At 71.4% G+C, this 22,883-nt stretch carries 23 protein-coding genes and 2 tRNA genes; 18 read left to right on the top strand and 7 right to left on the bottom strand.

Going from position 1 to position 22,883, the window contains the following annotated elements; translation table 11 throughout:
* Positions 1 to 28: 28 nt before the first annotated feature.
* The 3 genes from AB0I89_RS29890 (at position 29) to AB0I89_RS29880 (ending at position 2,258) form a co-directional block, all read left to right on the top strand.
* Positions 29 to 1,495, top strand: coding sequence for an amidase (locus AB0I89_RS29890; RefSeq protein ID WP_357133568.1), 1,467 nt, complete (start codon positions 29 to 31; stop codon positions 1,493 to 1,495).
* Between the two features lie 72 nt (positions 1,496 to 1,567).
* Positions 1,568 to 1,864 (top strand): hypothetical protein, encoded by a 297-nt coding sequence (locus AB0I89_RS29885; RefSeq protein WP_357133681.1) that lies wholly within the window; start codon positions 1,568 to 1,570, stop codon positions 1,862 to 1,864.
* The gene (locus tag AB0I89_RS29880) at positions 1,851 to 2,258 is read left to right on the top strand and encodes a DUF5130 family protein (RefSeq protein ID WP_357133566.1); all 408 of its coding nucleotides are present in this window, start codon (positions 1,851 to 1,853) and stop codon (positions 2,256 to 2,258) included. The genes AB0I89_RS29885 and AB0I89_RS29880 overlap by 14 nt, the downstream gene beginning before the upstream one ends.
* A 146-nt stretch (positions 2,259 to 2,404) precedes the next feature.
* Here the strand turns inward: AB0I89_RS29880 and pepN are convergent, their stop codons facing one another.
* Positions 2,405 to 4,954, bottom strand: a complete 2,550-nt coding sequence (gene pepN / locus AB0I89_RS29875) for an aminopeptidase N (RefSeq protein ID WP_357133564.1) — start codon at positions 4,952 to 4,954, stop codon at positions 2,405 to 2,407.
* A 221-nt stretch (positions 4,955 to 5,175) separates the two neighbouring features.
* On the opposite strand from pepN, the gene AB0I89_RS29870 reads away from it, so the two are divergent.
* The 4 genes from AB0I89_RS29870 to AB0I89_RS29855 all read left to right on the top strand — a co-directional run bounded on the left by AB0I89_RS29870 (position 5,176) and on the right by AB0I89_RS29855 (position 8,400).
* Positions 5,176 to 5,799, top strand: coding sequence for a disulfide bond formation protein DsbA (locus AB0I89_RS29870; protein ID WP_357133562.1), 624 nt, complete (start codon positions 5,176 to 5,178; stop codon positions 5,797 to 5,799).
* Positions 5,800 to 5,992: 193 nt separating this feature from the next.
* Positions 5,993 to 6,556 carry a hypothetical protein gene (locus tag AB0I89_RS29865; protein ID WP_357133560.1) on the top strand — a complete coding sequence of 188 codons (564 nt, stop codon included), beginning with the start codon at positions 5,993 to 5,995 and terminating at the stop codon, positions 6,554 to 6,556.
* Positions 6,557 to 6,645: 89 nt separating this feature from the next.
* The gene (locus AB0I89_RS29860; RefSeq protein WP_357133558.1) at positions 6,646 to 7,845 is read left to right on the top strand and encodes a DUF1015 family protein; all 1,200 of its coding nucleotides are present in this window, start codon (positions 6,646 to 6,648) and stop codon (positions 7,843 to 7,845) included.
* 87 nt (positions 7,846 to 7,932) lie between these two features.
* A complete protein-coding gene (locus AB0I89_RS29855) occupies positions 7,933 to 8,400 on the top strand; it encodes a ribose-5-phosphate isomerase (RefSeq protein ID WP_357133556.1) in 468 nt (155 codons plus the stop codon).
* A gap of 25 nt (positions 8,401 to 8,425) precedes the next feature.
* Here the strand turns inward: AB0I89_RS29855 and AB0I89_RS29850 are convergent, their stop codons facing one another.
* Positions 8,426 to 8,767 carry a hypothetical protein gene (locus AB0I89_RS29850; protein WP_357133554.1) on the bottom strand — a complete coding sequence of 114 codons (342 nt, stop codon included), beginning with the start codon at positions 8,765 to 8,767 and terminating at the stop codon, positions 8,426 to 8,428.
* Between the two features lie 198 nt (positions 8,768 to 8,965).
* Here AB0I89_RS29850 and AB0I89_RS29845 point away from each other — a divergent pair, with 198 nt between their 5' ends.
* On the top strand, positions 8,966 to 9,511 hold the full coding sequence (locus AB0I89_RS29845) for a hypothetical protein (protein WP_357133552.1): 546 nt from the start codon (positions 8,966 to 8,968) through the stop codon (positions 9,509 to 9,511).
* Between the two features lie 148 nt (positions 9,512 to 9,659).
* On the opposite strand, the gene AB0I89_RS29840 is transcribed toward AB0I89_RS29845, so the two are convergent.
* Complete coding sequence (locus tag AB0I89_RS29840; RefSeq protein WP_357133550.1) at positions 9,660 to 11,807, bottom strand: M14 family zinc carboxypeptidase; 2,148 nt, start codon at positions 11,805 to 11,807, stop codon at positions 9,660 to 9,662.
* Between the two features lie 155 nt (positions 11,808 to 11,962).
* On the opposite strand from AB0I89_RS29840, the gene AB0I89_RS29835 reads away from it, so the two are divergent.
* Entirely contained in the window at positions 11,963 to 13,084 is a 1,122-nt protein-coding gene (locus tag AB0I89_RS29835) for a hypothetical protein (protein WP_357133548.1), read from the top strand.
* A gap of 52 nt (positions 13,085 to 13,136) precedes the next feature.
* Here the strand turns inward: AB0I89_RS29835 and AB0I89_RS29830 are convergent, their stop codons facing one another.
* Positions 13,137 to 13,514: a helix-turn-helix domain-containing protein gene (locus AB0I89_RS29830; protein WP_357133546.1), complete on the bottom strand. Its 378-nt coding sequence runs from the start codon at positions 13,512 to 13,514 to the stop codon at positions 13,137 to 13,139.
* A 101-nt stretch (positions 13,515 to 13,615) separates the two neighbouring features.
* Here AB0I89_RS29830 and AB0I89_RS29825 point away from each other — a divergent pair, with 101 nt between their 5' ends.
* Together AB0I89_RS29825 and AB0I89_RS29820 are read left to right on the top strand one after the other, a co-directional pair.
* Positions 13,616 to 14,239 (top strand): NAD(P)H-binding protein, encoded by a 624-nt coding sequence (locus AB0I89_RS29825; RefSeq protein ID WP_357133544.1) that lies wholly within the window; start codon positions 13,616 to 13,618, stop codon positions 14,237 to 14,239.
* Positions 14,239 to 14,661 carry a nitroreductase family deazaflavin-dependent oxidoreductase gene (locus AB0I89_RS29820; protein WP_357133542.1) on the top strand — a complete coding sequence of 141 codons (423 nt, stop codon included), beginning with the start codon at positions 14,239 to 14,241 and terminating at the stop codon, positions 14,659 to 14,661. Before AB0I89_RS29825 ends, AB0I89_RS29820 begins: the two co-directional genes overlap by 1 nt.
* Before the next feature lie 53 nt (positions 14,662 to 14,714).
* Here the strand turns inward: AB0I89_RS29820 and AB0I89_RS29815 are convergent.
* A tRNA-Gly gene (locus AB0I89_RS29815) sits at positions 14,715 to 14,788 on the bottom strand.
* Between the two features lie 334 nt (positions 14,789 to 15,122).
* On the opposite strand from AB0I89_RS29815, the gene AB0I89_RS29810 reads away from it, so the two are divergent.
* The 5 genes from AB0I89_RS29810 to clpX all read left to right on the top strand — a co-directional run bounded on the left by AB0I89_RS29810 (position 15,123) and on the right by clpX (position 19,726).
* Positions 15,123 to 15,196: transfer RNA gene (locus tag AB0I89_RS29810), tRNA-Pro, on the top strand.
* A gap of 116 nt (positions 15,197 to 15,312) precedes the next feature.
* Positions 15,313 to 16,659, top strand: coding sequence for a trigger factor (gene tig / locus AB0I89_RS29805; protein ID WP_355052307.1), 1,347 nt, complete (start codon positions 15,313 to 15,315; stop codon positions 16,657 to 16,659).
* Between the two features lie 245 nt (positions 16,660 to 16,904).
* Positions 16,905 to 17,546, top strand: a complete 642-nt coding sequence (locus AB0I89_RS29800; RefSeq protein WP_088988027.1) for an ATP-dependent Clp protease proteolytic subunit — start codon at positions 16,905 to 16,907, stop codon at positions 17,544 to 17,546.
* 10 nt (positions 17,547 to 17,556) lie between these two features.
* Entirely contained in the window at positions 17,557 to 18,219 is a 663-nt protein-coding gene (locus AB0I89_RS29795; protein WP_357133539.1) for an ATP-dependent Clp protease proteolytic subunit, read from the top strand.
* A 211-nt stretch (positions 18,220 to 18,430) separates the two neighbouring features.
* The gene (clpX, locus tag AB0I89_RS29790; protein ID WP_145779357.1) at positions 18,431 to 19,726 is read left to right on the top strand and encodes an ATP-dependent Clp protease ATP-binding subunit ClpX; all 1,296 of its coding nucleotides are present in this window, start codon (positions 18,431 to 18,433) and stop codon (positions 19,724 to 19,726) included.
* Between the two features lie 27 nt (positions 19,727 to 19,753).
* Here clpX and AB0I89_RS29785 read toward each other — a convergent pair whose 3' ends face one another.
* Positions 19,754 to 20,374: an XRE family transcriptional regulator gene (locus AB0I89_RS29785; RefSeq protein WP_357133537.1), complete on the bottom strand. Its 621-nt coding sequence runs from the start codon at positions 20,372 to 20,374 to the stop codon at positions 19,754 to 19,756.
* A 41-nt stretch (positions 20,375 to 20,415) separates the two neighbouring features.
* Here AB0I89_RS29785 and AB0I89_RS29780 point away from each other — a divergent pair, with 41 nt between their 5' ends.
* Positions 20,416 to 21,249 carry a DMT family transporter gene (locus AB0I89_RS29780; RefSeq protein ID WP_357133535.1) on the top strand — a complete coding sequence of 278 codons (834 nt, stop codon included), beginning with the start codon at positions 20,416 to 20,418 and terminating at the stop codon, positions 21,247 to 21,249.
* Positions 21,250 to 21,288: 39 nt separating this feature from the next.
* On the top strand, positions 21,289 to 22,086 hold the full coding sequence (locus AB0I89_RS29775) for a carbon-nitrogen hydrolase family protein (RefSeq protein WP_357133533.1): 798 nt from the start codon (positions 21,289 to 21,291) through the stop codon (positions 22,084 to 22,086).
* A gap of 3 nt (positions 22,087 to 22,089) precedes the next feature.
* Here AB0I89_RS29775 and AB0I89_RS29770 read toward each other — a convergent pair whose 3' ends face one another.
* On the bottom strand, positions 22,090 to 22,314 hold the full coding sequence (locus AB0I89_RS29770) for a hypothetical protein (protein ID WP_357133531.1): 225 nt from the start codon (positions 22,312 to 22,314) through the stop codon (positions 22,090 to 22,092).
* Between the last annotated feature and the right edge of the window lie 569 nt (positions 22,315 to 22,883).

The raw sequence follows: 22,883 nt of genomic DNA, 5'->3' as shown, positions 1-22,883 counted from the left end.
AAGTGCTGACGGGCGGCAGGATGGCGTAATGGCCGAGCCGCACGACCTGACCGCGCTGGAACAGGCCGCCGCCATCGCCCGCGGCGAGTTGTCCAGCGTCGAGCTGGTCGAGCACTCCCTGCGCCGGGTGGCGGCGCTCGGCGACACCGTGGGCGCGTTCGTCACCGTCACGCCGGACCTCGCCCGGCAGGCCGCGCGCGCCGCCGACGCGGTGCCCATCGAGGCGCGCGGCCCGCTGCACGGCGTACCGACCGCCATCAAGGACCTCACCCTCACCGCCGGGGTACGCACCACCTTCGGCTCGGCCGCCTTCGCCGACTTCGTCCCGCCGGTCGACGCCGACGTGGTCCGGTTCATCAAGGCCGCCGGCCTCGTCAGTCTCGGTAAGACGACCACCTCGGAGCTGGGCTGCTCGCTCTACTCGGAGGGCCGCGTCGCGCCACCGGCCCGCAATCCGTGGCAGTTGGCGTACACCGCCGGTGGTTCCAGTGGCGGCGCGGCGGCGGCGGTCGCGGCCGGCCTCGTGCCGGTGGCCCAGGGTTCCGACGGCGGCGGCTCGCTGCGCATCCCGGCGTCACTCTGCGGCCTGGTCGGCTACAAGCCCAGCCGTGGCCTGGTCTCCGGCGGGCCGCTCGGCTCCGGCGCGTTCGGTCTGCCCACCAGCGGGCCGATCGGGCGGACGGTGGCCGACATCGCCGCGCTGCTCGACGTCATGGCCGTCCCGGTGCCCGGCGAGCCGTACCTGTCGCCGCCCGCGCCGCCCGGCGGATACCTGGCCGCCGCCCGTCGGGCCGAGCCCGGCCGCCTGCGGATCGGCCGGTTCACCACGCCGATGCTCGCCGACGAGCCGGTGCACCCCGACTGCGTCGCGGCCGTCGACTCCGCCGCCGCGCTGCTCGCCGCCGCCGGCCACGAGGTGGTCGAGGTGCCGCCGCCGCTCACGCCGGCGGTGTGGCCGCTGTTCGAGATCATCTGGTACGTCCTGGCGCTCGCCCCAGTCCCGGCGCACCGCGAGTCGGAGCTGCTGCCGCTGACCCGGCTGCTCCGCGCCCGGGGCGCCGAGGTGTCCGCGGGGACACTGTCCGCGACCCTCGGCGAACTACAGGCGCAGGTACGCCTCGGCGCGGCCCGAACCGCCGACTGCGACCTCCTGCTCTGCCCCACCCTGGCCGCCCCGCAGGCGCCCGTCGGCTGGTTCACCGCCGACGGCGATCCGGCGGCCGATTTCGACCGGCAGCGCCGCTTCTCGCCCTACTGCGCCATCTTCAACGTCACCGGCGCCCCCTCGGTCTCCCTGCCCCTGGGCACCACGACCACCGACGGGCTGCCCGTCGGGGTGCTGCTCACCGGCCGGTACGGCGACGACGCGCGGCTCATCGCTACCGCTGCGCAACTGGAGCACGCCAGTGACGGGTGGGATCGGCACCCCGCAATCTGGCGGGCCGTCGACTCCGCTAACGTGAATGGCGACGGAGTTGGCCGGTTGCCATCATGATCGTCCATCCGACCCGCTTGTTCGAGGTCCTTCTTCCGCCTGGGGGCGTTGGGATTGTCTGTTACCGAGACGGTGCTGATCTTCGCCGGCATCCCGTTGGCGGCAGTGCTGGTGATCGCCGGCCTGTCGTACGCCGGTAGCCGTGGGGGTGCCACCGGCGGTGGTGGTGGCGCCAAGCGCTACCGGCCGGGCCGGCCCTTCGACTTCACTCCGGTCTGGTTCCTGGGCCGCCCGGAGCAGCTGGCCGACTCGGCCGGCACCGCGCTGACGGCGGGCGCGCAGGCGCCCGCGCTGACCAGCCACAAGCTAGAGCAGGCCAGCGTCGAGGCGCCGGCCGGTGGAACCGGAGGCGCAAGTGACCGTTGGTGAGAAGCAGACCGGGACGGAGAATCCGCCCGAGGTGCTCGACGGGCCCTTCTCGACCCGTCAGCTGCTGCGCATCGACGAGGCCCTGCGCCTGGCCGACAAGGGCACCGGCCTGGTCTTCTCGGTGTTCGTCGGCGGCCTCGACGAGCCGATCCGCGAGCACGCCCAGCGGCTGCACCGCCAGCTCGCCGACCCGGACAAGTCGGTGCTGATCGCCCTGTCGCCCAACCAGCGGCAGCTGGAGATCGTCACCGGGCGGCACGCGCGTAAGCGCATCCCCGACACGTACGCCAAGCTGGCCGCGCTCTCGATGGTCGGCGCGTTCAGCGGCGGCGACCTGGCCGGCGGCATCATCAACGGGCTCGACCAGCTCGCCAGCCACGCCGGCAAGGGCTGATCCCTCCCTCGTACGACGAAGCCCGACCCGCCGCACGGTGGGTCGGGCTTCGACGTGTCGCGGGTTGTCTCAGCGCGGCCAGGAGGACGGGTCCGGGCCGGCGCGGGTTCGCACCCACGCCGGCCCCGGGCCGCGTACTCGCTGGGTCAGCTCTGCTGGGCGTCCTTCGCGCGGGCCTTGAGCGCCCGCAGCACGCCGTCACGACCCTCGGCGACCAGGCGACGCAGCGGGCCCGGGTTGCCGTCCCCGGCCAGCCACGCGTCGGTGGCCGCCACCGTGTCGTCGTCCACCAGGTACGTCGGGTACGCGAGCTGGGCGAACTCCTGCGCCGGCTCGCTGTCCCGGCTGGCCCACACCTGCCCGACCGCGGCGAAGTACCGCTCCCGGTACGGGGTGACCAGCTCCACCTGCGCCGGGTGGGCCAGGCCCTGCAACAGCGCCCGGTTCCGCCAGTTCGGCAGCGCGTCCGGGCCGGTCAGCAGCGCCCACACGGCCGCCTTGTTCTCCGCCGTCGGCACCAGCGCGTGCGCGTACGCGGCCTCCCGCTCGCCGCTGGCCGTACGGTCGCCGGCCAGCTCCGCCTCGACCTCCGCCGCGCCGGCCGCGCCGTTGGCCACCAGCGCGCCGAGCACCGTCCAGCGCAGCTCGGTGTCCACGGTCAGACCTTCCGGCGCTCCGGTGCCGTCCAGCCAGCCGCGCAACGTGGCCAGGTCCTCGTCGGAGCGGGCGGCCGAGGTGAACGCCCGGGCCCAGGCGAGCTGGAAGCCGCTGCCCGGCTCGGCGGCGGCGAGCGCGTCCTTCGCCGTGCGGGCCAGTCCCGCCCAGCCGGTGGCCGCCCACGCGGGGTCGGCGTAGAGGGTCAGCGCGGTGGTGGCCTGGCGCAGGGTGGCGGTGACCAGGTTGATGTCGGTCTCGGCGGGTAGCCCGGCCAGCACCAGCGCCACGTAGTCGCGGGTCGCCAGCTCGGCGTCGCGGGTCATGTCCCACGCGGCCGTCCAGCACAGCGCGCGGGCCAGCGACGAGTCGAAGCCGCCGATGTGCTGCACCACCGTGGCCATCGACCGGTCGTCCAGGCGCAGCTTGGTGTAGCTCAGGTCATCGTCGTTGAGCAGCAGCACGTCGGCCGCCCGGAGGCCACGCAGCTCGGCGAGGTCGGTCCGCTCACCGGTCACGTCCACCTCGTACCGTTCGCGGCGGACCAACCGGCCGTCGGCCAGGTCGTACAGGCCCACGCCGATCCGGTGGGTGCGCAGCGTCGGGTACGCCGTCGGCGCCTCCTGCCGGACGATTACCTGCTCGTACGTGCCGTCGGCGCCGATGGTCACCTCCGGGCGCAGCGTGTTCACCTGCGCGGTCTCCAGCCACTGTGCCGCGAACTTGCGCAGCTCCCGGCCCGAGGCCGCCTCCAACTCGGTGAGCAGGTCGTCGAAGGTGGCGTTGCCCCACGCGTGCTTGCCGAAGTACGCCCGCAGCCCGGCCACGAACGGCTCCTCGCCCACGTACGCGACGAGCTGCTTGAGCACGCTCGCGCCCTTGGCGTAGGTGATGCCGTCGAAGTTGACCTCGACGGCCTCCATGTCCGGCATCTCGGTGTAGACCGGGTGGGTGGAGGAGAGCTGGTCCTGTCGGTAACCCCAGTTCTTGCGGATCGACAGGAACGTCGTCCACGCCTCGGTGAACCGGGTGGCGTTGGTGTTGCACCAGTGGCTGGCCCACTCGGCGAACGACTCGTTCAGCCACAGGTCGTTCCACCAGCGCATGGTGACCAGGTCACCGAACCACATGTGCGCCAGCTCGTGCAGGATCGTGTTGGCCCGCTGCTCGTACTCGTAGTCGGTGACCTGCGAGCGGTACAGGTAGTGCGACTCGGCGTGCGTGACGCAGCCGAAGTTCTCCATCGCGCCGGCGTTGAAGTCGGGCACCCACAGCTGGTCGTACTTCGGCAGCGGGTAGCGCACGCCGAACTTCTCGTGGAAGAAGTCGAAGCCCTGCTTGGTGATGAGGAACAGGTCGTCGGAGTCCAGGTAGCGCGACATGGACGCCCGGCAGAACACGCCCAGGTCGATGCCGTCGTGGCTGTCGCGCACCTCGTGGTACGGGCCGGCGCACAGCGCGGTGATGTACGTGCTCATCCGGGGCGACTCGGTGAAGTGGAGGGTCTTGAGGTCCTCGCCGGCCGGCTCCTCGCTCTGCACCGGCATGTTGGACACGACCCGCCAGTGCGCCGGGACCGTCGCGTGCCAGGTGTAGACGCTCTTGAGGTCGGGCTGGTCGAAGCAGGCGAACACCCGCTGCGCGTCGGCCGTCTCGAACTGGCTGTAGAGGTACGTCTCGCCGTCGACCGGGTCGACCGTGCGGTGCAGCCCCTGCCCGCTGTTGGAGTAGGCGAAGTCCGCGTCGACGACCAGGGTGTTGTCGCCGGCCAGCCCGGTCAGGGTCAGGCCCTTCTCGGCCGACCAGTCGGACAGGTCCACCGGGTCGCCGTTCAGCGTGGCGGACCGCACCGACTCGGCGGCCAACTCGATGAACGTGCTCGCCCCCGGCTCGGCGCAACGGAACCTGACCTCGGTCGTCGACCGGAAGGTGCGGCCGTCGGCGGCCAGCACGGCGGTCGCCAGGTCCAGCCTGATGTCGTACCCGGTCACCTCAAGCAGGCGGGCCCGCTCGGTCGCCTCGACCTGCGTCAGGTTACGCACTCCCGGCACTGTTCGTCTCCATCCCACGTCTCGCCGTACGCCCGGCGGCGCCCGTCTGCCGACCGCTCGTGACGTTCGGCCCGGTCCGAGTCTTCCACGTACGGCCTGCCATCGGTGGTCGAGGTCACGCTCTCATTCGGGTGCCGGTCCATGCTTCGCGGGGTGAGTATCGAGGCGAGACGCCGGACTGCCGGCGCCACCCGTCGCGAAGGGACCTCACCGTGACCGATCGTGTCACCGCCGACATGTGGTTCGACCCAATCTGTCCGTGGGCGTGGATCACCTCCCGCTGGCTGCTGGAGGTCGAGCAGGTCCGCGAAGTGGACATCCGCTACCACGTGATGAGCCTTTCGGTGCTGAACGAGGGCCGGGACCTGTCCGAGCAGTACCGGGAACTGATGGACAACGGCTGGGGCCCCGTGCGGGTGTGCATCGCCGCCGAGCAGCGCTACGGCTCGGACGTGCTGCGCAAGCTCTACACCGCGCTGGGCACCCGCATCCACCTCGGTAAGGAGCAGCTCGGGCCGGAGTTGTTCGTCGCCGCGCTGACCGAGGCCGGCCTGGACCCGGCGCTGGCCGCCGCCGCCGACAGCACCGAGTACGACGAGGCGCTGCGGGCCAGCCACGAGGCTGGCATGCGCCCCGTCGGGCAGGACGTCGGCACCCCGGTCGTCCACGCGCCCGGCCCGGACGGCAGTCCGGTCGCGTTCTTCGGCCCGGTGATCACGCCGCGTCCCAAGGGCGAGGCCGCCGGTCGGCTCTGGGACGGCGTCCTCCTGGTCGCCGGCACCCCGGGCTTCTACGAGCTCAAGCGCACCCGCGAGCAGTCCCCGATCTTCGACTGACCACGACCGTCACCTGCCCCCGTCCGGACTCCTTCGGTTGTCCGGGCGGGGGTTCGTCGCGCCGGAGGCCCGGTGCGGCTGCGGGGGCCGGAAACGCTCACAGCGTCACCGCTGGGCGGGGGACGTCGTTTCCCTCGGTGTCCGCGCAGTGGCCCCGCAGGGCCGCACACCGCAGCTCGTGGAGGCAGTCCCGATGGCCAAGCACCGTGCGTCCGGTGACGATCAGCTGACCCGGCAGGGGGTGATCGAGACTCCCGGCGCGGCGTACTGGTCGGTCGACGGTTCCCGCTGGCCGACGGTCCGCCCCGACCTTCCCGCCGACGTGGCGGACCTGCTCGCGCCGCCCATCGTGGTCGGCGTGGCCCGGGTGCCGGTCACCTCGCGCCTGACACCCGCGCGGGCCGCGCTGGCGACGCCCGCACCGGTGGACCCGGCGCCCTCGACGTTGGAACCGGTCGTCGCGACGTTGGAACCGGTCGTGGCGGCGTTGGAACCGGTCGCTGTGGTGGCGGCCGCGCCGGCCGAACCGGCTCCGCCCCCGCCGGCGCCCACCGCGCCGCGCCCCGTGCCCACTCCGCCGCTGAACCCGCGGCCCGTTCCGGCGCCGCCGCCCGAGCGTCCCGTGCCGGGGCCGCCCGCCTCGCCTCGCCGCAACGCGGTCACCGGTCCGGTCGGGGGCGGTCGGCGCGGCAACGCCGGACCGGTCGTCGCGGGGCGACACCGCCGGCACAACGGCGCGTCCGGCCGCGCCGGCTGACCGCACGCCGGCGGATGGGCGCTTTCATCTGGTGGACGCCGCGCGGGTCCCCGTCGTCCGGTCCGGCGACGCCGGTAGCGTCAGTGGGCATGACGGTCGTGCATCCGATCACCCGGGCCTGGATCACCACTGGCGGCACCGGCGCGCAGAACTACGACGAGTTCGCCGACGACGCGGAGATCACCGCGATCATCGAGGCGAACCCGCACAGTGCCCTCGGCATCGAGATGCCGCACCGCGCTCCGGACAGCCTGGGGACGTCGTTCCTCGACGCGCTGCCGGCCTCGGTGGCCCGACTCGCCGAGGCCAAGGCCGACGGCAGCTACACACCCGCCGAGCAGGTGGTCGTGCTGTACCGGATCAGCGCCCCGGGCGAGGAACCGGCGTACGGGCTGTTCGCGATGGTGGACACCGACCAGATCTCCACCAGCGCCGACGAGCCGGGCCTGGTCATCCGCAACGAGGACGTGTTCATCGCCAAGGTGCGCGAGCGCGTGGCGCTGGCCGAGGCGTTGGGTCACCTGCTCTCACCCGTACTCCTGCTGCAGACCGGAAGTGGCGACGAGCTGCACGCCGCGCTCGCGGCGGCGACCGACGCGGCCGGGGCGCCGGCCGCGACCGACACCGACCAGGCGGGCCGCACCCACGCCATCTGGCTGCTCGGCCCCGGCCCGGAGCAGGACGCGCTGACCGCCCTGGCGGGCGGCGGTGAGCTGGTCGTCGCCGACGGCAACCACCGCAGCTTGGCCGCCCAGAGCGGTGGGCTGTCGCGCTTCCTGGCCGTGGTGACCACCCCGGCGTCGGTGGCCATCCAGCCGTACAACCGGCTGGTCAGCGAGCTGACCACCACGCCGGCCGAGCTGCTCGACCGGTTGCGCGCGGCGGGGGCCGAGGTCGAGCCGATCGACGGCCCGGTCGAGGTCCCGACGGCCGGCGGCACCGTCCACCTCCGGCTGGCCGACCAGGGGTACGCGGTGCGCCTGCCCGCCACCGCCGACGCCCGCCTGGAAAACCTGGATCACGCCCTGGTCGAGCGGCTGCTGCTGCGCGACGCCCTGGGTCTGGACCCGGGCGACAAGCGGATCACCTACGTGGGCGGGGACTACCCGGCGAGCTGGCTCACCGGAGAGGTCGACGCCGGGCGTGCCGAGCTGGCCGTCCTCATCGCGCCGGTGACCGTGGCGGACTTCGTCGCGGTGAATCTGGCCCGGGAGAAGATGCCCCGCAAGAGCACCTGGTTCACCCCGAAGGCGCGCGGTGGCCTGGTGGTCGCCGAGCTGCCCCGCTGAGCGCGTACCGCCCGACCGTGTGACGTACCCGCCTCCAGAGCGCCGCCCCTGCGTCGCTCTGGAGCGCGGCCTGACAGACTGCCCGGTATGCGCGTCTACCTGGGATCCGACCACGCCGGTTTCGAGTTGAAGGTGCACCTGGCCAACCACCTGGCCAAGCAGGGGTACGACGTGGTCGACGTCGGCCCGCACAGCTACGACCCGGACGACGACTACCCGACGTTCTGCCTGCACACCGGTGACCGGGTGGTCGCCGATGAGACCTCCCTCGGGGTCGTCATCGGCGGGTCCGGCAACGGTGAGCAGATCGCCGCGAACAAGGTCGCCGGGGTTCGTGCCGCCCTGGCCTGGAGTGTCGAGACGGCTCAGCTCGCCCGGCAGCACAACGACGCGAACGTCGTCGCGGTGGGCGCCCGTCAGCACACGCTGGACGAGGCCACGGGCATCGTCGAGGCGTTCCTGAACACGCCGTTCTCCGGAAACGAGCGGCACGCCCGCCGGATCACCCAGGTCGCCGAGTACGAGCAGACCCGGGAACTGCCCGACCTGCCCTGACCCTGCCGACCCGCGTCGCCCGCCGTCAGCGCGGCGGGCGGGGCAGGTCCTCGCGGGGTACCCAGTTGCGGCGCACGACCACCACCCGGGCCTCCGCGGCGGCGAGGTCGTCGTCGCTCGGCCGGGCGGCGTCGCGGGCCCGCAGCGCCGCGCTCAGCCCCACCTGGGACGAGCCGGAGCCGACCAGCCCGCGTAGCCCCCGCTCGCCGTCGCGGTCGTCGCCGCCGGCCCCTCGACGTCGCGGTGGCGGATCTCCACCGTCGTGGACGCCGGCCGTGCTGGCCGTCGAGCCGTCGGCGCTGCGAGGGGCCGCGTCGGAGTCGGGATGGTGGCGCAGCCGTCGCCGGCGTCGGTCCGGGTCACCCATCAGCCGACCGTACCTCCCCACGCCATCAAGATCCCCACAGCATCAGGGATGTTGCTGCTTCCCGAGCGTCGGAGGCAGCAACATCCCTGATGTTGTGCGGATCTTGGTCGCGCTGGACGGCGGTCTGCGACCGATTTGCCGGCTGGCTACCCTCGGGTTCGGGCGGTGCTGAGGCCGTCCGTCAGGGGGAGGAACGAGATGGCAGACCAGACGCAGCCGTGGGCGGAACGCACCGTGGAGGTCCCACCGCAGGCAGGCGTCGATGTGCCGGCGCAGCGGGACGGCTTCCGCCGAGGTGTCGCGCCGGTGGGTCAACCGCGTACCCCGCGCACCGAACCGTTCCCCGTGGTCGAGGAGCCGACCGGTACGGGTTGGCCGGGCGAACCCGTCCCGCGCCGGCCGTTGAGCTGGCGGCTGGCGCAGTTGCGTCGCGGCGGCGAGTGGAGCGCGGCGGGTGGCCTGTTCGCCTTCGTGTGCTGGGGGATCTGGGCGCTCTCCGGCGGTGGCGACCTGTCCGGCCCGCTGCTCGTGCTCGTGTTGAGCCTGCTGGTGGCGGTCGGCCTGTTCGCCCTGGCCCGCGCGGTCGGGCGGTTGGTGCTGGAGCGGCAGCTCGGGCGCGTTCGGCGCGGCGCGCGGGGCGCGCACCTGGCCACCGCGGTCTTCCTCGTCGGCCTGGGCGTGGCCTGGCTCCAGCAGACCGAGTGGGTCGTCTCGGCCTGGAACTGGGTTACCTCGAACGTGTGACGAGGCGTGCACGGACGGGCCGGCAAATGCGCCGCCCGCCCGTGCACCCGGTCGTCTCCCCACCAGGCAGTGTTGCTGCTTACCCGGCCGGCCACGGTTCATCCGTGGCCGGCCGGAGCGTCCGTCGTTCGGGTCAACCGGGAGCGGGTCAGCCGGTGGCGGCCTCGGCGGCGGCGTGGTCGCGGGCCACCCGGACCAGTTCGACCAGGCCGCCCGCGTACTCCTGGGACTCGCCGTGCGCCTCGTCGAACGGCGGCTGGAAACCGACGCCCTCCCACTCGCCGGTGGCCGGGTTCCAGCGGTCGTTGCCGACCTCGAAGTCCCAGGCGAAGATGCCCAGCTCGTAGTAGAGCTGGTCGGCCGAGTTGCCGGCGGCGGAGTAGAGCACGTCGGCGACCGGGCCGGTCTGCGACGGCCAGGTGACCGTGCCACGCTCCTGCGCGATCGCGCCGACGATCCGCCGGGCGCTGTCGAGGAACAGCGTCGACTCGTCGATCGACGGCCGGGGCAGGGTGATCCGCCCGTCGGCCCGGTACGCGCCCGGCGGCCACATGAAGTACCCGCCGTAGGAGTGCACGTTCATCGCGAACCTGATGTTGGGATGGGCCTTGGCCAGCGCGATGACGTTGCCGCTCTCCGCCTCGGACAGCTCCGCCGTACCGGCGTAGTTGCCGGAGAGGCAGTTCGCGCTTGCGCCCACGTACCCGTCGAAGTACGACCCGACGGTGTAGTTCCGGTTCACGTCGACGCCCCAGGAGGTGCGGTACTTCGGGTCCCGTGCCGGTCCCTCGCAGTGGTTGACCAGGTTCTTGCGCTGGAAGTTGTAGTCGTTGAACGAGTAGTTCGCGCCGTCCGGGTTGACCGTCGGGATGACGAACACGTCGACCTGCTCCAGCAGCTCACGGGTCGCCGGGTCGGTACGCGCGTTCGCCAGCATGCGCTCGGCGAACTCCAGCGTCACCAGCGGCGTGGCCCACTCCCGGGCGTGTTCCTGGGAGTACGCCAGCACGCCGATCCGGGACCCGTCCCGGTGTACGCCGAGACGCAGGGCCTGCACCGTCCAGGGCTTCGCCGGCACCTCGGTGCCCTGGAGCCCGTCGTCGAGGCGGGCCGGACCGGCGACGGGCATCGGCAGCCCGGTCGAGCCGTCCTCGACGGTGGCCCGGAACCGGTTCGCCTGGCGGGCGTTCACGGCCGCCGCGACGTCGTCGGTGGTGCTCACCGTCTTGCCCGCGGCGTCGGTGGCGAGCGTGACCGTGAGGACACGGTCGCGGTAGCCGACGGTCAGCGGTCGGTTGGGTCGGCCCGGGTCGACGGTGCGCACCTGCACGCCGTTCAGGCCCTGGTCGCCGAAGCGGACCGACTCCACGACCACGGCGGCGACCGCCGGGTCGCCCAGGTACGCGACGGCGTTCCGGCGGTACCCCTGGGTCTTGTTCGGCAGGTCGATGACGTCGACCAGGTCCCGGTACTGGCGGGCCAGTCGCTTGATCCGCGCCTGGATGTCCACCGGCGTCAGGTACGCGTCGATGAAGTCCTTCTGGTAGCCGGCCGGCAGCGGCGGCGGGGTGGCGTTCGGCCACAGCGTCGGGGTGACGGCCCGACTGACGCCGCCGAGGCTGGACGTGGCGGTCAGCTGGACCGGTCGGCTCGGCACCGGCTGGGGGACGTTGTAGTGGTACTGGTATTCCCCCGAGTCCTCGAACCGGTAGAGCGGGAACGAACCGGTGACGCCGTCCGCGGTCCGCCAGCTGACGGTGATCTCCACGTCCGGGTCGTCGGTGGCGGTGGTGGCCACCTGCGCCTGCAGGAACGTCTGCCCGCCGGTGGTCCACCAGTACGCCTGCTGGACCGCGAGGGTGTCGACCCCGACGGCGGCGGTCGTCCGCTGGCCGGCGACCGGTGCGCCGAGCCCGGCGGCGGTACGCGCCCGCGCCGCGCGGACACTGTCGGCGAAGTGCCGGCTGCCGTCGCCGGCCCGCTGCACGACCTGGGTGGCGGTGGCGCCCCAGGCGGTGAGGTCGGTGAGCTGCGCGCCGGTCAACACCAGGTCGGCGAGGATCCGGCCATCCCGTGCCCGGGGCCGGTTGGCGAGGTCGACGCCGGTGGCGACGAGCCTGTCGAGCTGGGCCTGATCGCGCAACCGCACCCGGACCAGAGCGGTCTCGGTGGCGGCCAGGGTGATCGGGGCGGTGTCGGCGACGGGTGCCGCCGTCGCGGTGCCGGGATGGGACAGCGCCGCGCTGATCAGGATCGCTGTGGTGGCGGCAGCCGTCCACCGTCGTCGGACGATCATGTGCCCTCCTGTGACGGACGTCGATGCGTGTGGTCCTTACACCAGTGCAACGATCGACACATGTCAAGGTCTCTGATCGGTAAGGGCGACGTAAGGTCATCCGGCTACGTCGACGGACATCATTCCCTGATCCGTTGCCAACGAGGGGACCGTCGATGAGTCGACTACGGAGAAGTCTGGCCTTCCTGATCGTGCTGACCACCGGTCTGACGACCGCGCCGGGCGTCGCGTCGGCAGCCACGGCGCTGCCCACGTACACGTTCGTGGACCTGGGAACGCTCGGTGTGCCGAGCACGGGGGAGCCGCCCACCAGCGACGGCTACGCCCTCAACGACGCCCGTACCGTGGTGGGCGTCTCCACGATCGACGGTGTCTACAACTTCCACGCGTTCGCCTCGGCCGGTGGGGTGATGAGCGACCTGGGCGCCCTGTACACCGGACCGTACGGCGCGAGTTCCGCGACGGGCATCAACGAGCGGGGCGTCGTCGTCGGGGCCACCCACGTCAACGCGACGGAGCCTCCGCACGCCTTCCGGTACGCCGACGGGGTGATGACCGACCTCGGCACCGGTCACGGCGCGGGCAGCGGAAGCTCGGCGAACGACGTCAACGACGACGGCCTGGTGGTGGGCAGCCGGTTCGAGAAGCAGGGAGCGCCCACCCGGGCGGTCGTCTGGCGCAACGGCACGGTCATCGACCTGGGCACGCTCGGCGGCCAGGCCGGCCCGTGGGGGACGGACAGCATCGCCTACGGCGTGAACTCGTCCGGGCATGTCGTCGGCGGCGCCGCTGTCCCGAGCGGCGGCCTGCACGCCTTCGTCTACTCCGGTGGGGCGCTGACGGACCTCGGCACGCTGGGCGGTGTCACGGAGTCCACGTACGCCCGGGACATCAACGACCGGGGTCAGGTCGTCGGTATCTCGCAGAACACCACCGGCGAGCTGCGGGCGACGCTCTGGCGTAACGGCACCATCCGCGACCTCGGTTCCCTCGGTGGCAACTACTCCGAGGCGCGGGCCGTGAACGAGACCGGCCAGGTGGTGGGCATCGCCCGGACCAGCAGCCCCGACTTCTACAACGAGCGGGCGTTCCTGTGGCAGGGCGGCCGGATGGTCGACCTGAACACCCGGGTGCGGAACCTTCCTCCGACGGTGACGCTGCGCTCCGCCGAGGACATCAACGACGACGGCGTCATCGTGGGCCTCGCCTGCCCCGTCGACTGCGCCGAGGGCGGTGATCGCGCGCGCCGGGCCTACCTCCTGGTGCCGACGAGCTGACCCGCTACCGGGGCGACCGGCGCCTGTCCTGCCCGCGCGGGACGGGCGCCGGTCACCGCGCCGCTGTGCCGGTGTCGTACGACTCGCGGGCGTCGAGCAGCTCGTCCCAGTGCTGCGCCACCCAGGCGCAGGCGACCGCGATCGGTTCGAGCATGCTGCGGCCCACCGGCGTCAGCTCGTACTCGACGTGCGCGGCCGCTCCGGCGTGGACGGTGCGGCTGACCAGCCCGTCCCGTTCGAGGGAGCGCAGCGACTGGGTGAGGACCTTGGGTGTGACGCGGCGCAGCGGCACGCGCAGCTCGGAGAATCGGCGAGGCCCGTCTTCCAGGCAGCGGATGATGAGCGCCGCCCACTTGTCACCGAACCGGATCGGATTGAGCGAGGAGGGGCACAGCTCGTCGAACATGTCGGCGGGCAGGGGTTGCCTCATGGCCTGACGATAGCTGGTATCCCGGCGGTAACCAGGCCCGGCGATAGCGTCGGCGAACCGGCCGGGCGTACGGGCTCCGGCCCTGGTGAGAGGCGTCCGCCATGAACATCGTGATCTTCGGCGCGGGTGGCCGGGCCGGGCGGCGGGCCGTCGCCGAGGCACGTCGACGCGGCCATCGGGTCACCGCCGTGGTGCGTGACCCGGCGGCCCACGGCGACCTGGGCGAGGCGCACGTGGTGGCGGGCGACGTCACGGACGCCGCGAGCATCGCGCGCGCCGCCGCCGGGCAGGACGCCGCGATCAGTGCCGCCGTGGACCTGTCCCGGCCACCGCGCGACTTCTTCACGACGTCGTCCCGCGCCCTGGCCGCCGGCCTGGCCGAGGCGGGCGTACGTCGCCTGGTGGTGGTGGGCCTCGCGTCGATCATGCCCGGGGCGTCCGGCGTCGCCCTGATGGACGAGCCCGGCTACCCCGACGGGTACCGCTCCTTCTACCTGGGCCACGCGGCGGGCCTCGACGAGCTGCGGACCTGCGATCTCGACTGGGCGTACGTGGCCCCGGCCGGCGACTTTGACCACGACGGCACCCGTACCGGCGGCTATCGGGTCGCCGAGCACGGTGACCCGGCCAGCCGGATCAGCTACCCGGACTTCGCGATAGCGCTGGTCGACGAAATCGAGGCGCCCCGCCACCACCGGTCCGCCCTGAGTGTCCGGGAGGTGTGATGCCCGAGGTCCACGACAGCCCGAACACCTGGGTCGCCGAGCACATCCGCCGTTTCGAGGAGACCGGAGGCAGACCACGGCCAGGCGTGCGCGACCTGCTCCTGACGACCCGTGGCCGAAGAACCGGCGAGCTGCGCCGCACCGCGCTCGTGTACGAACGCGATGGCGACGGCTACGTGCTGGCCGCCTCGAACCGTGGCGCGGAGCACCACCCGGCGTGGTATCTCAACCTGCTCGCCGACCCGTACGTCACCGTGCAGGTCGGTACGGAGACCTTCACCGCCCGGGCGCGCACCGCCACCACGCGGGAGCGTCCGCGCCTGTGGCGTCTGATGGTGTCGGCCAGGTCGGAGTACGCCACCTACCAGCAGGGGATCACCCGCGAGATTCCCGTGGTCGTCCTGGAACGCGTCGAAGACTGAACGGGGAAAAGCCCAGGCTCAGCGAAGGTGCCGCTGAGCCTGGGCTTCGTGGGTGGAGCGGGCGACGGGAATCGAACCCGCACCGTCAGTTTGGAAGACTGAAGCTCTGCCATTGAGCTACGCCCGCGCTCGGCCCCGCCGCAACGGGGCGCGCCGACAGCGTACCCAATGCCGGTCCTGGGCGCGCGACCGCGCCACCGCCCCCGTGGCGTCGGGTCGTCGCGACGCCGCGTGGCGCCTTCCAAGATCCGCACAACATCACCGAAGTCGTGGCATCCGCACCCCGGGAAGCCGCAGTTTCCCCGATGTTGCGCGGATCCTGCGGCGGGCGCGGCGGGCGGCGGGCCCCAAAGTCGCGCGGATCTTGAAGGGTCTAAGGGGTGAGATGGGCAGATCTGTCCGGGTGGCGGACGCCCCGGCACTGCCGGAGGCGCGGCGACGGCATAGACTGCACGTCGCCACGGGGTGTGGCGCAGCTTGGTAGCGCACTCGCTTTGGGAGCGAGGGGCCGTGGGTTCAAATCCCGCCACCCCGACTGTCGTCCGCGTCCGGTCTCCCCGGGCGCTGCGAGCCGGCCCCGCCGGCTCGCCTACACTCGATGGGCCAATCGAAGGCCCAGAATCAAACCCAGATCCGTCAAGGAGTACGCCTGTGAAGAGCACCGTCGAGACTCTGAGCCCGACGCGCGTGCGGCTCGCCATCGAGGTGCCGTTCGTCGAGCTCGAGCCGAGCCTCAAGAAGGCGTACCGGGAGATCGGTTCGCAGGTCCAGGTCCCGGGCTTCCGCCGGGGCAAGGTGCCGACCGCGGTGATCGACCAGCGGGTGGGCCGGGGCACCGTCCTCAACGAGGCGGTCCAGGAGGCCATCCCGGAGAACATCATGGCGGCGGTACGCGAGCACGACCTGAAGACGCTGGGGCGTCCCGAGGTCGAGATCACCGAGTTCAACGACGGTGACTCGCTGAACTTCACCGCCGAGGTCGACGTCCGTCCGGAGATCACCATCCCGGACGCGTCCACCATCGAGGTGACCGTCGACGAGCTGCAGATCGACGACAGCGAGATCGACGAGCAGGTCAAGAACCTGCGGGAGCGGTTCGCCACCCTCAAGACGGTCGAGCGGGCCGCCGCCGAGGGCGACTACGTGCAGATCGACCTGAACGCGACCGTCGACGGCGAGGACGTGCCGGGCGGTCAGGCCAGCAACATCTCCCACGAGGTGGGCAGCAAGCAGCTCCTGCCGGGCCTGGACGAGGCCGTCGTCGGCCTCGCCGCCGGCGACAGCACCACCTTCACCACCCAGCTCGTGGGCGGCGACTTCGCCGGCCGCGACGCCGACGTGGCGGTGACCGTGCGCACGGTCAAGGAGAAGGAGCTGCCGGAGCTGAACGACGAGTTCGCGCAGATGGCCAGCGAGTTCGACACGATCGAGGAGCTGCGCGGCGACCTGCGGTCCCGGGTCACCCAGGGCAAGCAGGTCGAGCAGATCTACGCCGCCCGCGACAAGGCGCTGGCGCAGCTGGTCGAGACCGCCGAGGTGCCGGCGCCGGAGGGCGTCGTGCGCGAGGAGGTCGCCAGCCGCAAGCAGGCGATGGTCGACCAGCTCGAGCGGATCGGCGCCTCCCTGGAGGAATACCTGGCGGCCGAGGAGAAGACCGAGGAGCAGATCGACGCCGAGCTGACCGAGGCGGCCACCGAGGGCGTCAAGGTGCAGCTCCTGCTCGACACGCTGGCCGACGCGGAGGACGTGCAGGTCTCCGACGACGAGTTCGGGCACGAGATCGTGCACCGGGCGCAGCGCGCCGGGATGGCCCCGCAGCAGTACTACGACCAGTTGGTGCGCTCCGGCGCCGCCGCCGCGGTCTTCGGTGACGTCCGGCGCGGCAAGGCGCTCGCGGCCGTCATGGAGCGCATCACGATCAAGGACTCGGCCGGCAACCCGGTCACCCTGGACGCGCTGCGCGCCGCCAACGAGGCCGAGCACAACCACGAGCACTGATCGTCGGGTGCGGCCGCCGTCCGCCGCTGCGCGGTGCACGGCGGCCAAACCCTTTCCGGGGACACCCGGAGTTGAGCGCTGCCGGGTACGCCCGGAGTTGAGCGCTGCCGGGGTACGCCCGGAAGGCCCGCGCCGCGGGTGCCCGACACAGCTGCGCTGAGAGCGAACAGTGCCCCGACCGGGACTCTGCCGCCCCGCACAGCGGTTAGTGTCGGGAAAGACGGTACGGAGAGCGAAGGGCTGCCATGACCGACATGCACATCCCCAAGAAGTCGCTCCGGGCGATTGACGCGCGCGGTGGCGACTCCATTGGCAACCTCGACGACTCGGTCTACAACCGGTTGCTCAAGGAACGCATCATCTTCCTGGGCAGTGAGGTGACCGACCAGGTCGCCAACCGCATCTGCGCGCAGCTGCTGCTGCTCGCCGCGGAGGACCCGGACCGCGACATCAACCTGTGGATCAACTCGCCGGGTGGCTCGGTCTACTCGGGCATGGCGATCTACGACACCATGCAGTTCATCGACAACGACGTGTCGACCGTGGCGATGGGCATGGCTGCCTCGATGGGTCAGCTGCTGCTCTGCGCGGGCACCAAGGGCAAGCGTTACGCCCTGCCGCACGCCCGGATCATGATGCACCAGCCGTCCGGTGGCCTGGGCGGCACGGCGTCCGACATCGCCATCCAGGCGGAGCAGATGCTCTACACGAAGCGGATGTTCCAGGAGCGGGTCGCGCACCACACCGGCCAAGACCAGTCGCAGATCGAGGCGGACTCGGACCGGGACCGTTGGTTCACCGCCCAGGAGGCCATGGACTACGGCTTCATCGACAAGGTGATCATCGGGGCCGCTCAGGTTCCGGATGGCGCCGGGACCCTGAGCTGAGGAGCTGACGATGACCGACCTGAGCCTGCCGCCCCAGTTCGCGGCCGTGCACAACCGTTACGTGCTGCCGTCGTTCGTCGAGCGCACGTCGTACGGGGTCAAGGAGTCGAACCCGTACAACAAGCTCTTCGAGGACCGGATCATCTTCCTCGGTGTCCAGGTGGACGACGCGTCGGCCAACGACGTGATGGCCCAGCTGCTCACGCTGGAGGGCACCGACCCGGACCGCGACATCATCATGTACATCAACTCGCCGGGTGGCTCCTTCACCGCGATGACGGCGATCTACGACACCATGCAGTACGTCCGCCCCGACATCCAGACGGTCTGCCTCGGGCAGGCGGCCAGCGCCGCGGCCGTGCTGCTGTCGGCGGGCACCCCGGGTAAGCGGATGGCGCTGCCGAACTCGCGGATCATCATCCACCAGCCGGCCACCGAGGGCGGCTACGGGCAGGGCTCGGACATCGAGATCCAGGCCCGGGAGATCCTGCGGATGCGGACGCAGTTGGAGGACATGTTGTCCCGCCACTGCAACCGCCCGATCGAGCAGGTCCGCAAGGACATCGACCGTGACAAGATCATGACGGCCGAGGAGTCCAAGGAGTACGGGCTGGTGGACACGATTCTGACCAGCCGCAAGAAGGGTCTGCTGGCGACCCACTCCGCCAGCTGAGCTGTACCGGGTCAGAGGTTGGCCGGGGCGTGAAGTTCCCGGCCGGCCTCTGACACACCCGTTTTGGGGGTCGGAGAATGCCCCGCCAGCGGGTAACGTCGGGTCCGTACCGCTTCGCCGGTCGGGCCAGCGAAGCGAACCAAGCCGGGCGGCGCGCAGCGTCCGCAGGTCAGGGCCGGGTCTCCGGCCGATGAGTGCAGGGAGAACGTAGGTGGCACGGATCGGTGACGGCGGCGACCTACTGAAATGCTCCTTCTGCGGTAAGTCGCAGAAGCAGGTCAAGAAGCTCATCGCGGGCCCAGGGGTCTACATCTGCGACGAGTGCATCGATCTCTGTAACGAGATCATCGAAGAGGAGCTGGCCGAGTCCGGCGAGGTGAAGTGGGAAGAGCTTCCCAAGCCGATGGAGATCTGCCAGTTCCTCGACAACTACGTCGTGGGGCAGGACCAGGCCAAGAAGGCGCTCGCCGTCGCGGTCTACAACCACTACAAGCGCATCCAGGCAGAGGCGGCCAACGCGCCGGGCTCCGGCAGTGACGCCGTCGAGCTGGCCAAGTCCAACATCCTGCTGCTCGGCCCGACGGGGTGCGGCAAGACCCACCTGGCGCAGACCCTCGCCCGGATGCTGAACGTCCCGTTCGCCATCGCCGACGCCACGGCGCTGACCGAGGCGGGCTACGTGGGCGAGGACGTGGAGAACATCCTCCTCAAGCTGATCCAGGCCGCCGACTACGACATCAAGCGCGCCGAGACCGGCATCATCTACATCGACGAGGTCGACAAGATCGCCCGTAAGTCGGAGAACCCGTCGATCACCCGCGACGTCTCCGGCGAGGGTGTGCAGCAGGCCCTGCTCAAGATGTTGGAGGGCACGGTCGCCAACGTCCCGCCGCAGGGCGGTCGCAAGCACCCGCACCAGGAGTTCATCCAGATCGACACCACGAACGTGCTGTTCATCTGCGGTGGCGCGTTCGCCGGCCTCGACCAGATCATCGAGTCCCGCACCGGGCAGGGTGGCACCGGCTTCGGCGCCCGGCTGCGGTCGGTGTCCGAGCGGTCGACCGACGACATCTTCAGCCAGGTCATGCCGGAGGACATGCTCAAGTTCGGGCTCATCCCCGAGTTCGTCGGGCGGCTTCCCGTGATCACCAACGTGCGCAGCCTGGACCGCAGCGCCCTGGTGCGCATCCTCACCGAGCCGCGCAACGCTCTCGTCCGGCAGTACCAGCGCCTGTTCGAGCTGGACGGCGTCGAGCTGGAGTTCGACGAGCCGGCGCTGGAGGCCATCGCCGACCAGGCGATGCTGCGGGGCACCGGCGCCCGCGGTCTGCGGGCCATCATCGAGGAGGTCCTGCTCTCCGCGATGTACGAGGTGCCGAGCAACCCGGACGCCGCCCGGGTGTTGATCACCCGCGAGGTCGTCCTGGAGAACGTCAACCCGACGATCGTTCCGCGTGAGTTCACCGGGCGTCGGGCCCGGCGGGACCGCGAGGAGAAGTCGGCCTGATCCTCCCCGCGTCACGCCGGCCGTCCGTCACTGACGCGGTCGGCGTGACCGTGTCCGGCGGTCCCACTCACCCGACGGGGTGACCGTCACCATCATCAGCCGAGCCGGTTCGTCGGCGTCGTTGCGGTAGCCGTGCTCCCGGTCGGCGTGGAACTCGATCGTGTCCCCGGCCCGTACGGCGTGATCCTGCCCGTCCACCCGGACGACCACCGCCCCGGCGAGCACGTGCAGGACCTCCCGGGTGCCCCGGGGATGGTCGGCGGAGCGGTGTCGTTCTCCGGGTTCGAGCCGCCAGTCCCACAGCTCGACGAGGTCGGGTTCGCCGAGCCCGCTGAGCAGGTGGGCGGTGCCGCCGTGCTCGCCCCGCCAGAGTACTGGCGCCTCGACCGTGGAGCTGATCCGCACGGTCTGCTCCTCGTCGGGCTCGAGCAGCCGCGCGATGTTGACGCCGAACGCGTCGGCGACCCGGCACAGCGTGCCGACGCTGGGGTTGGTGCGTGCGCTCTCGATCTGTACGAGCATCGCCTTGCTCACGCCGGACCGGCCGGCCAACTCCTCGAACGACCAGCCCCGTGCGGCGCGCAGCTCCCGTACCTGCCGGGCCACCGCGGCCGTCACCGCACTGACACGGCCACCTGCGTCGGTCATCAAACTATCCTTCACGGTTACTATTGTGGTACGACAGTGGCATGTTCCCCATTCTCCTGGCAGCGGTGTCCGCAGTCGCGTTCGGCACCGCCGACTTCTCCGGCGGCAAGGCGTCCCGCCGCGCCGACCCCATCGCGGTGACCGTGGTCTCCCAGCTGCTGAGCGTCCCGCTGCTGGTCGCTCTGGTGCTCCTGGTGCCGGGGTCACCGACGGTCGCCGACATCGCCTGGGGACTGCTCGCGGGGACGGCGGGCGCGGGCGGCGTCGTGCTGCTCTACCGAGCGCTCGCCGGCGGGATGATGGCCGTGGTGGCACCGGTCACCGCGATCACCGCCGCCGTGGTGCCGATCGTCGCCGGCCTGTTCACCACCACCTTCCCCGGCGCCCCGGCGCTCACCGGCGCCGGCCTCGCGGTGGTGGCGATCGCCCTGGTCAGCCTCGGCGAGGGCGGTGGCCGCCCGACGGTCCCGGCCCGACTGGTGGGGCTCGCCCTCGCGGCCGGCGCGCTCTTCGGCGTCTTCTTCACCCTGCTCGGTCAGGCCAGCGAGAGCGCGGGCATGTGGCCGGTGGCGGCGGTACGGGCCAGTTCGATCGCGTTCGGCCTGCTCCTCGCCGCCGGCACGGGTGTGCGACTGCGAGTCGGACGGCGGTCGCTGGGCTGGGCGGCCGTCGCCGGTCTGCTCGACAGCGCCGCCAACGCGCTCTTCCTGGCCGCTGCCGCGCGAGGGCACCTCAGCATCGTGGCGGCGATCGCCGCGCTCTACCCCGCCAGCACGGTACTGCTGGCGCTCGCCGTCGACCGCGAACGGCTGCGGCCGGTTCAGATCGCCGGCCTCGGGTTCGCGGCGGGGGCTCTCGTGCTGGCCAGCATCTGAGGCTGTCCACACCGGCCGGTCCGGTCGTACTCTTCTCTCATGCGCGTCGCCGTCTGCCAGCTCAACGCCCGGGACGACCGCAAGGCCAACCTGGCCGCCGCGGAGCTGCTGCTGGAACGCGCCGCCGACGGCGGCGCGGACCTCGCCATCCTTCCCGAGTACGTCGACTATCTCGGCCCGGAGGCCGGTCTGCCGGAGCCGGAGCCGGTCGACGGCGAGGTGGGCAGCTTCTTCGCCGGGGTGGCACGGCGGCTGGGGATGTGGGTGCTGGCCGGGTCGTTCCACGAAGCCGGCCCGGACCCCGCGCACACCTGGAACACCTCGCTGGTCTTCGACCGCGCCGGCAGCCTGGCCGCGAGCTACCGCAAAATCCACCTGTACGACGTGGAGATCCCCGGTCGGGTCTCCTACCGGGAGTCGGAGACCGTCGCGCCCGGTGCCCAACCTGTCGTGGTGGACGTGGAAGGCCTCCGGGTCGGGCTCTCGATCTGCTACGACCTGCGCTTCCCGGAGCTGTACCGACGGCTCGCCACCGAGGGCGGCGCCCAGCTCCTGGTGGTGCCGGCGGCGTTCATGATGCACACCGGGCGGGACCACTGGGAGATCCTGCTCCGGGCCAGGGCGATCGAGAACCAGTGCTTCGTGGCGGCGGCGGGTCAGACCGGTGACCACGAGCCGGGCCGCACCTGCTTCGGGCGCAGCATGGTGGTCGACCCGTGGGGGACGGTCCTGACCCAGCTGCCCGACGGGCCGGGGGTCGCCGTCGCCGATCTGGACCTTGACCGGCTCTCGATGATCCGGGCCGAGCTGCCGAGCCTCGCCAACCGCCGGCTCTGAGACTCAGCCCTCGAGCAGGACGCCGATCGTCGCAAGCCCGGCGATCACCGCGGCGGTGACCAGCAGGGCCGTGGTCATCCGGGACCTGCCGCGGCGGGCCAGTCGTCCGACCGAGAAGACCAGGACCACCAGTACGACCGCGCCGATCACCAGTTGCCAGAACGGCAGGAGGATGCCGAGCAGTGCTTCCTCGGCGAACACCGCGGTTTTCAGCCCGGACTCATCCATGACTGACACTCTGGCACGCCGACACGTGCCGCGTCGCCGACCACGGTGGAGAGCGCGCCGGTCGACGTGACCCGAACCAGTGATGAACCCTGATTTGCCTTCTCCCGGCCGGCCGCGTAACTTTCTCTCTGCACGAGGGAGGCCGGACAAACCGGCCGAGAACGGGCGCCAGGCTCGTGGCGGAGACGCCGAGCGAGACTGAGATCGGGCGGTGCGAAACACCTCGGAGACGGGGTTGCGGACGCGAAGCCGACCGGGTAGAGTTCTGAAGCCGGCAGGAGCCGGGCGGAGAGCCGCGCAGCGGCGATCGGCCGGTCTGCGGCTTCCCACGAGAGTAACGACCGCCGGATACGGCGTGCGTCAACGTGGGTCCGGACGAACCAGATTGATCGCCTCAAATACGAGGTTGACAATGAAAGTTCGACCAAGTAGGTTTGAGCGGTTGCCCCGAAACGGGGTTCCACGGATGTGGAGCTGCTGATCGGTGTGTGGTTGTTCTTTGAGAACTCAACAGGGTGCTTGTAAAGCCAGTGCCAATTATGATTTATACCCCGGACTGGCAGCCTGCT

This window comes from Micromonospora sp. NPDC049801 (genome assembly GCF_040656575.1).
In the GTDB taxonomy this organism is placed as follows: Bacteria; Actinomycetota; Actinomycetes; order Mycobacteriales; family Micromonosporaceae; genus Micromonospora.
Note: the sequence above shows the minus strand (reverse complement) of the source record. Positions and strands in the feature narration are given on the sequence as shown.

What these genes read in the sequence shown, in the direction of transcription:
- AB0I89_RS29890 (WP_357133568.1), top strand. Translation starts at nt 29, where the DNA reads ATGGCCGAGCCGCACGACCTGACCGCGCTGGAACAGGCCGCCGCCATC.
- AB0I89_RS29865 (WP_357133560.1), top strand. Translation starts at nt 5,993, where the DNA reads ATGGCCAAGCACCGTGCGTCCGGTGACGATCAGCTGACCCGGCAGGGG.
- AB0I89_RS29860 (WP_357133558.1), top strand. Translation starts at nt 6,646, where the DNA reads ATGACGGTCGTGCATCCGATCACCCGGGCCTGGATCACCACTGGCGGC.
- AB0I89_RS29855 (WP_357133556.1), top strand. Translation starts at nt 7,933, where the DNA reads ATGCGCGTCTACCTGGGATCCGACCACGCCGGTTTCGAGTTGAAGGTG.
- AB0I89_RS29850 (WP_357133554.1), bottom strand. Translation starts at nt 8,767, where the DNA reads ATGGGTGACCCGGACCGACGCCGGCGACGGCTGCGCCACCATCCCGAC.
- AB0I89_RS29845 (WP_357133552.1), top strand. Translation starts at nt 8,966, where the DNA reads ATGGCAGACCAGACGCAGCCGTGGGCGGAACGCACCGTGGAGGTCCCA.
- AB0I89_RS29840 (WP_357133550.1), bottom strand. Translation starts at nt 11,807, where the DNA reads ATGATCGTCCGACGACGGTGGACGGCTGCCGCCACCACAGCGATCCTG.
- AB0I89_RS29835 (WP_357133548.1), top strand. Translation starts at nt 11,963, where the DNA reads ATGAGTCGACTACGGAGAAGTCTGGCCTTCCTGATCGTGCTGACCACC.
- AB0I89_RS29830 (WP_357133546.1), bottom strand. Translation starts at nt 13,514, where the DNA reads ATGAGGCAACCCCTGCCCGCCGACATGTTCGACGAGCTGTGCCCCTCC.
- AB0I89_RS29825 (WP_357133544.1), top strand. Translation starts at nt 13,616, where the DNA reads ATGAACATCGTGATCTTCGGCGCGGGTGGCCGGGCCGGGCGGCGGGCC.
- AB0I89_RS29820 (WP_357133542.1), top strand. Translation starts at nt 14,239, where the DNA reads ATGCCCGAGGTCCACGACAGCCCGAACACCTGGGTCGCCGAGCACATC.
- AB0I89_RS29800 (WP_088988027.1), top strand. Translation starts at nt 16,905, where the DNA reads ATGACCGACATGCACATCCCCAAGAAGTCGCTCCGGGCGATTGACGCG.
- AB0I89_RS29795 (WP_357133539.1), top strand. Translation starts at nt 17,557, where the DNA reads ATGACCGACCTGAGCCTGCCGCCCCAGTTCGCGGCCGTGCACAACCGT.
- AB0I89_RS29785 (WP_357133537.1), bottom strand. Translation starts at nt 20,374, where the DNA reads ATGACCGACGCAGGTGGCCGTGTCAGTGCGGTGACGGCCGCGGTGGCC.
- AB0I89_RS29780 (WP_357133535.1), top strand. Translation starts at nt 20,416, where the DNA reads ATGTTCCCCATTCTCCTGGCAGCGGTGTCCGCAGTCGCGTTCGGCACC.
- AB0I89_RS29775 (WP_357133533.1), top strand. Translation starts at nt 21,289, where the DNA reads ATGCGCGTCGCCGTCTGCCAGCTCAACGCCCGGGACGACCGCAAGGCC.
- AB0I89_RS29770 (WP_357133531.1), bottom strand. Translation starts at nt 22,314, where the DNA reads ATGGATGAGTCCGGGCTGAAAACCGCGGTGTTCGCCGAGGAAGCACTG.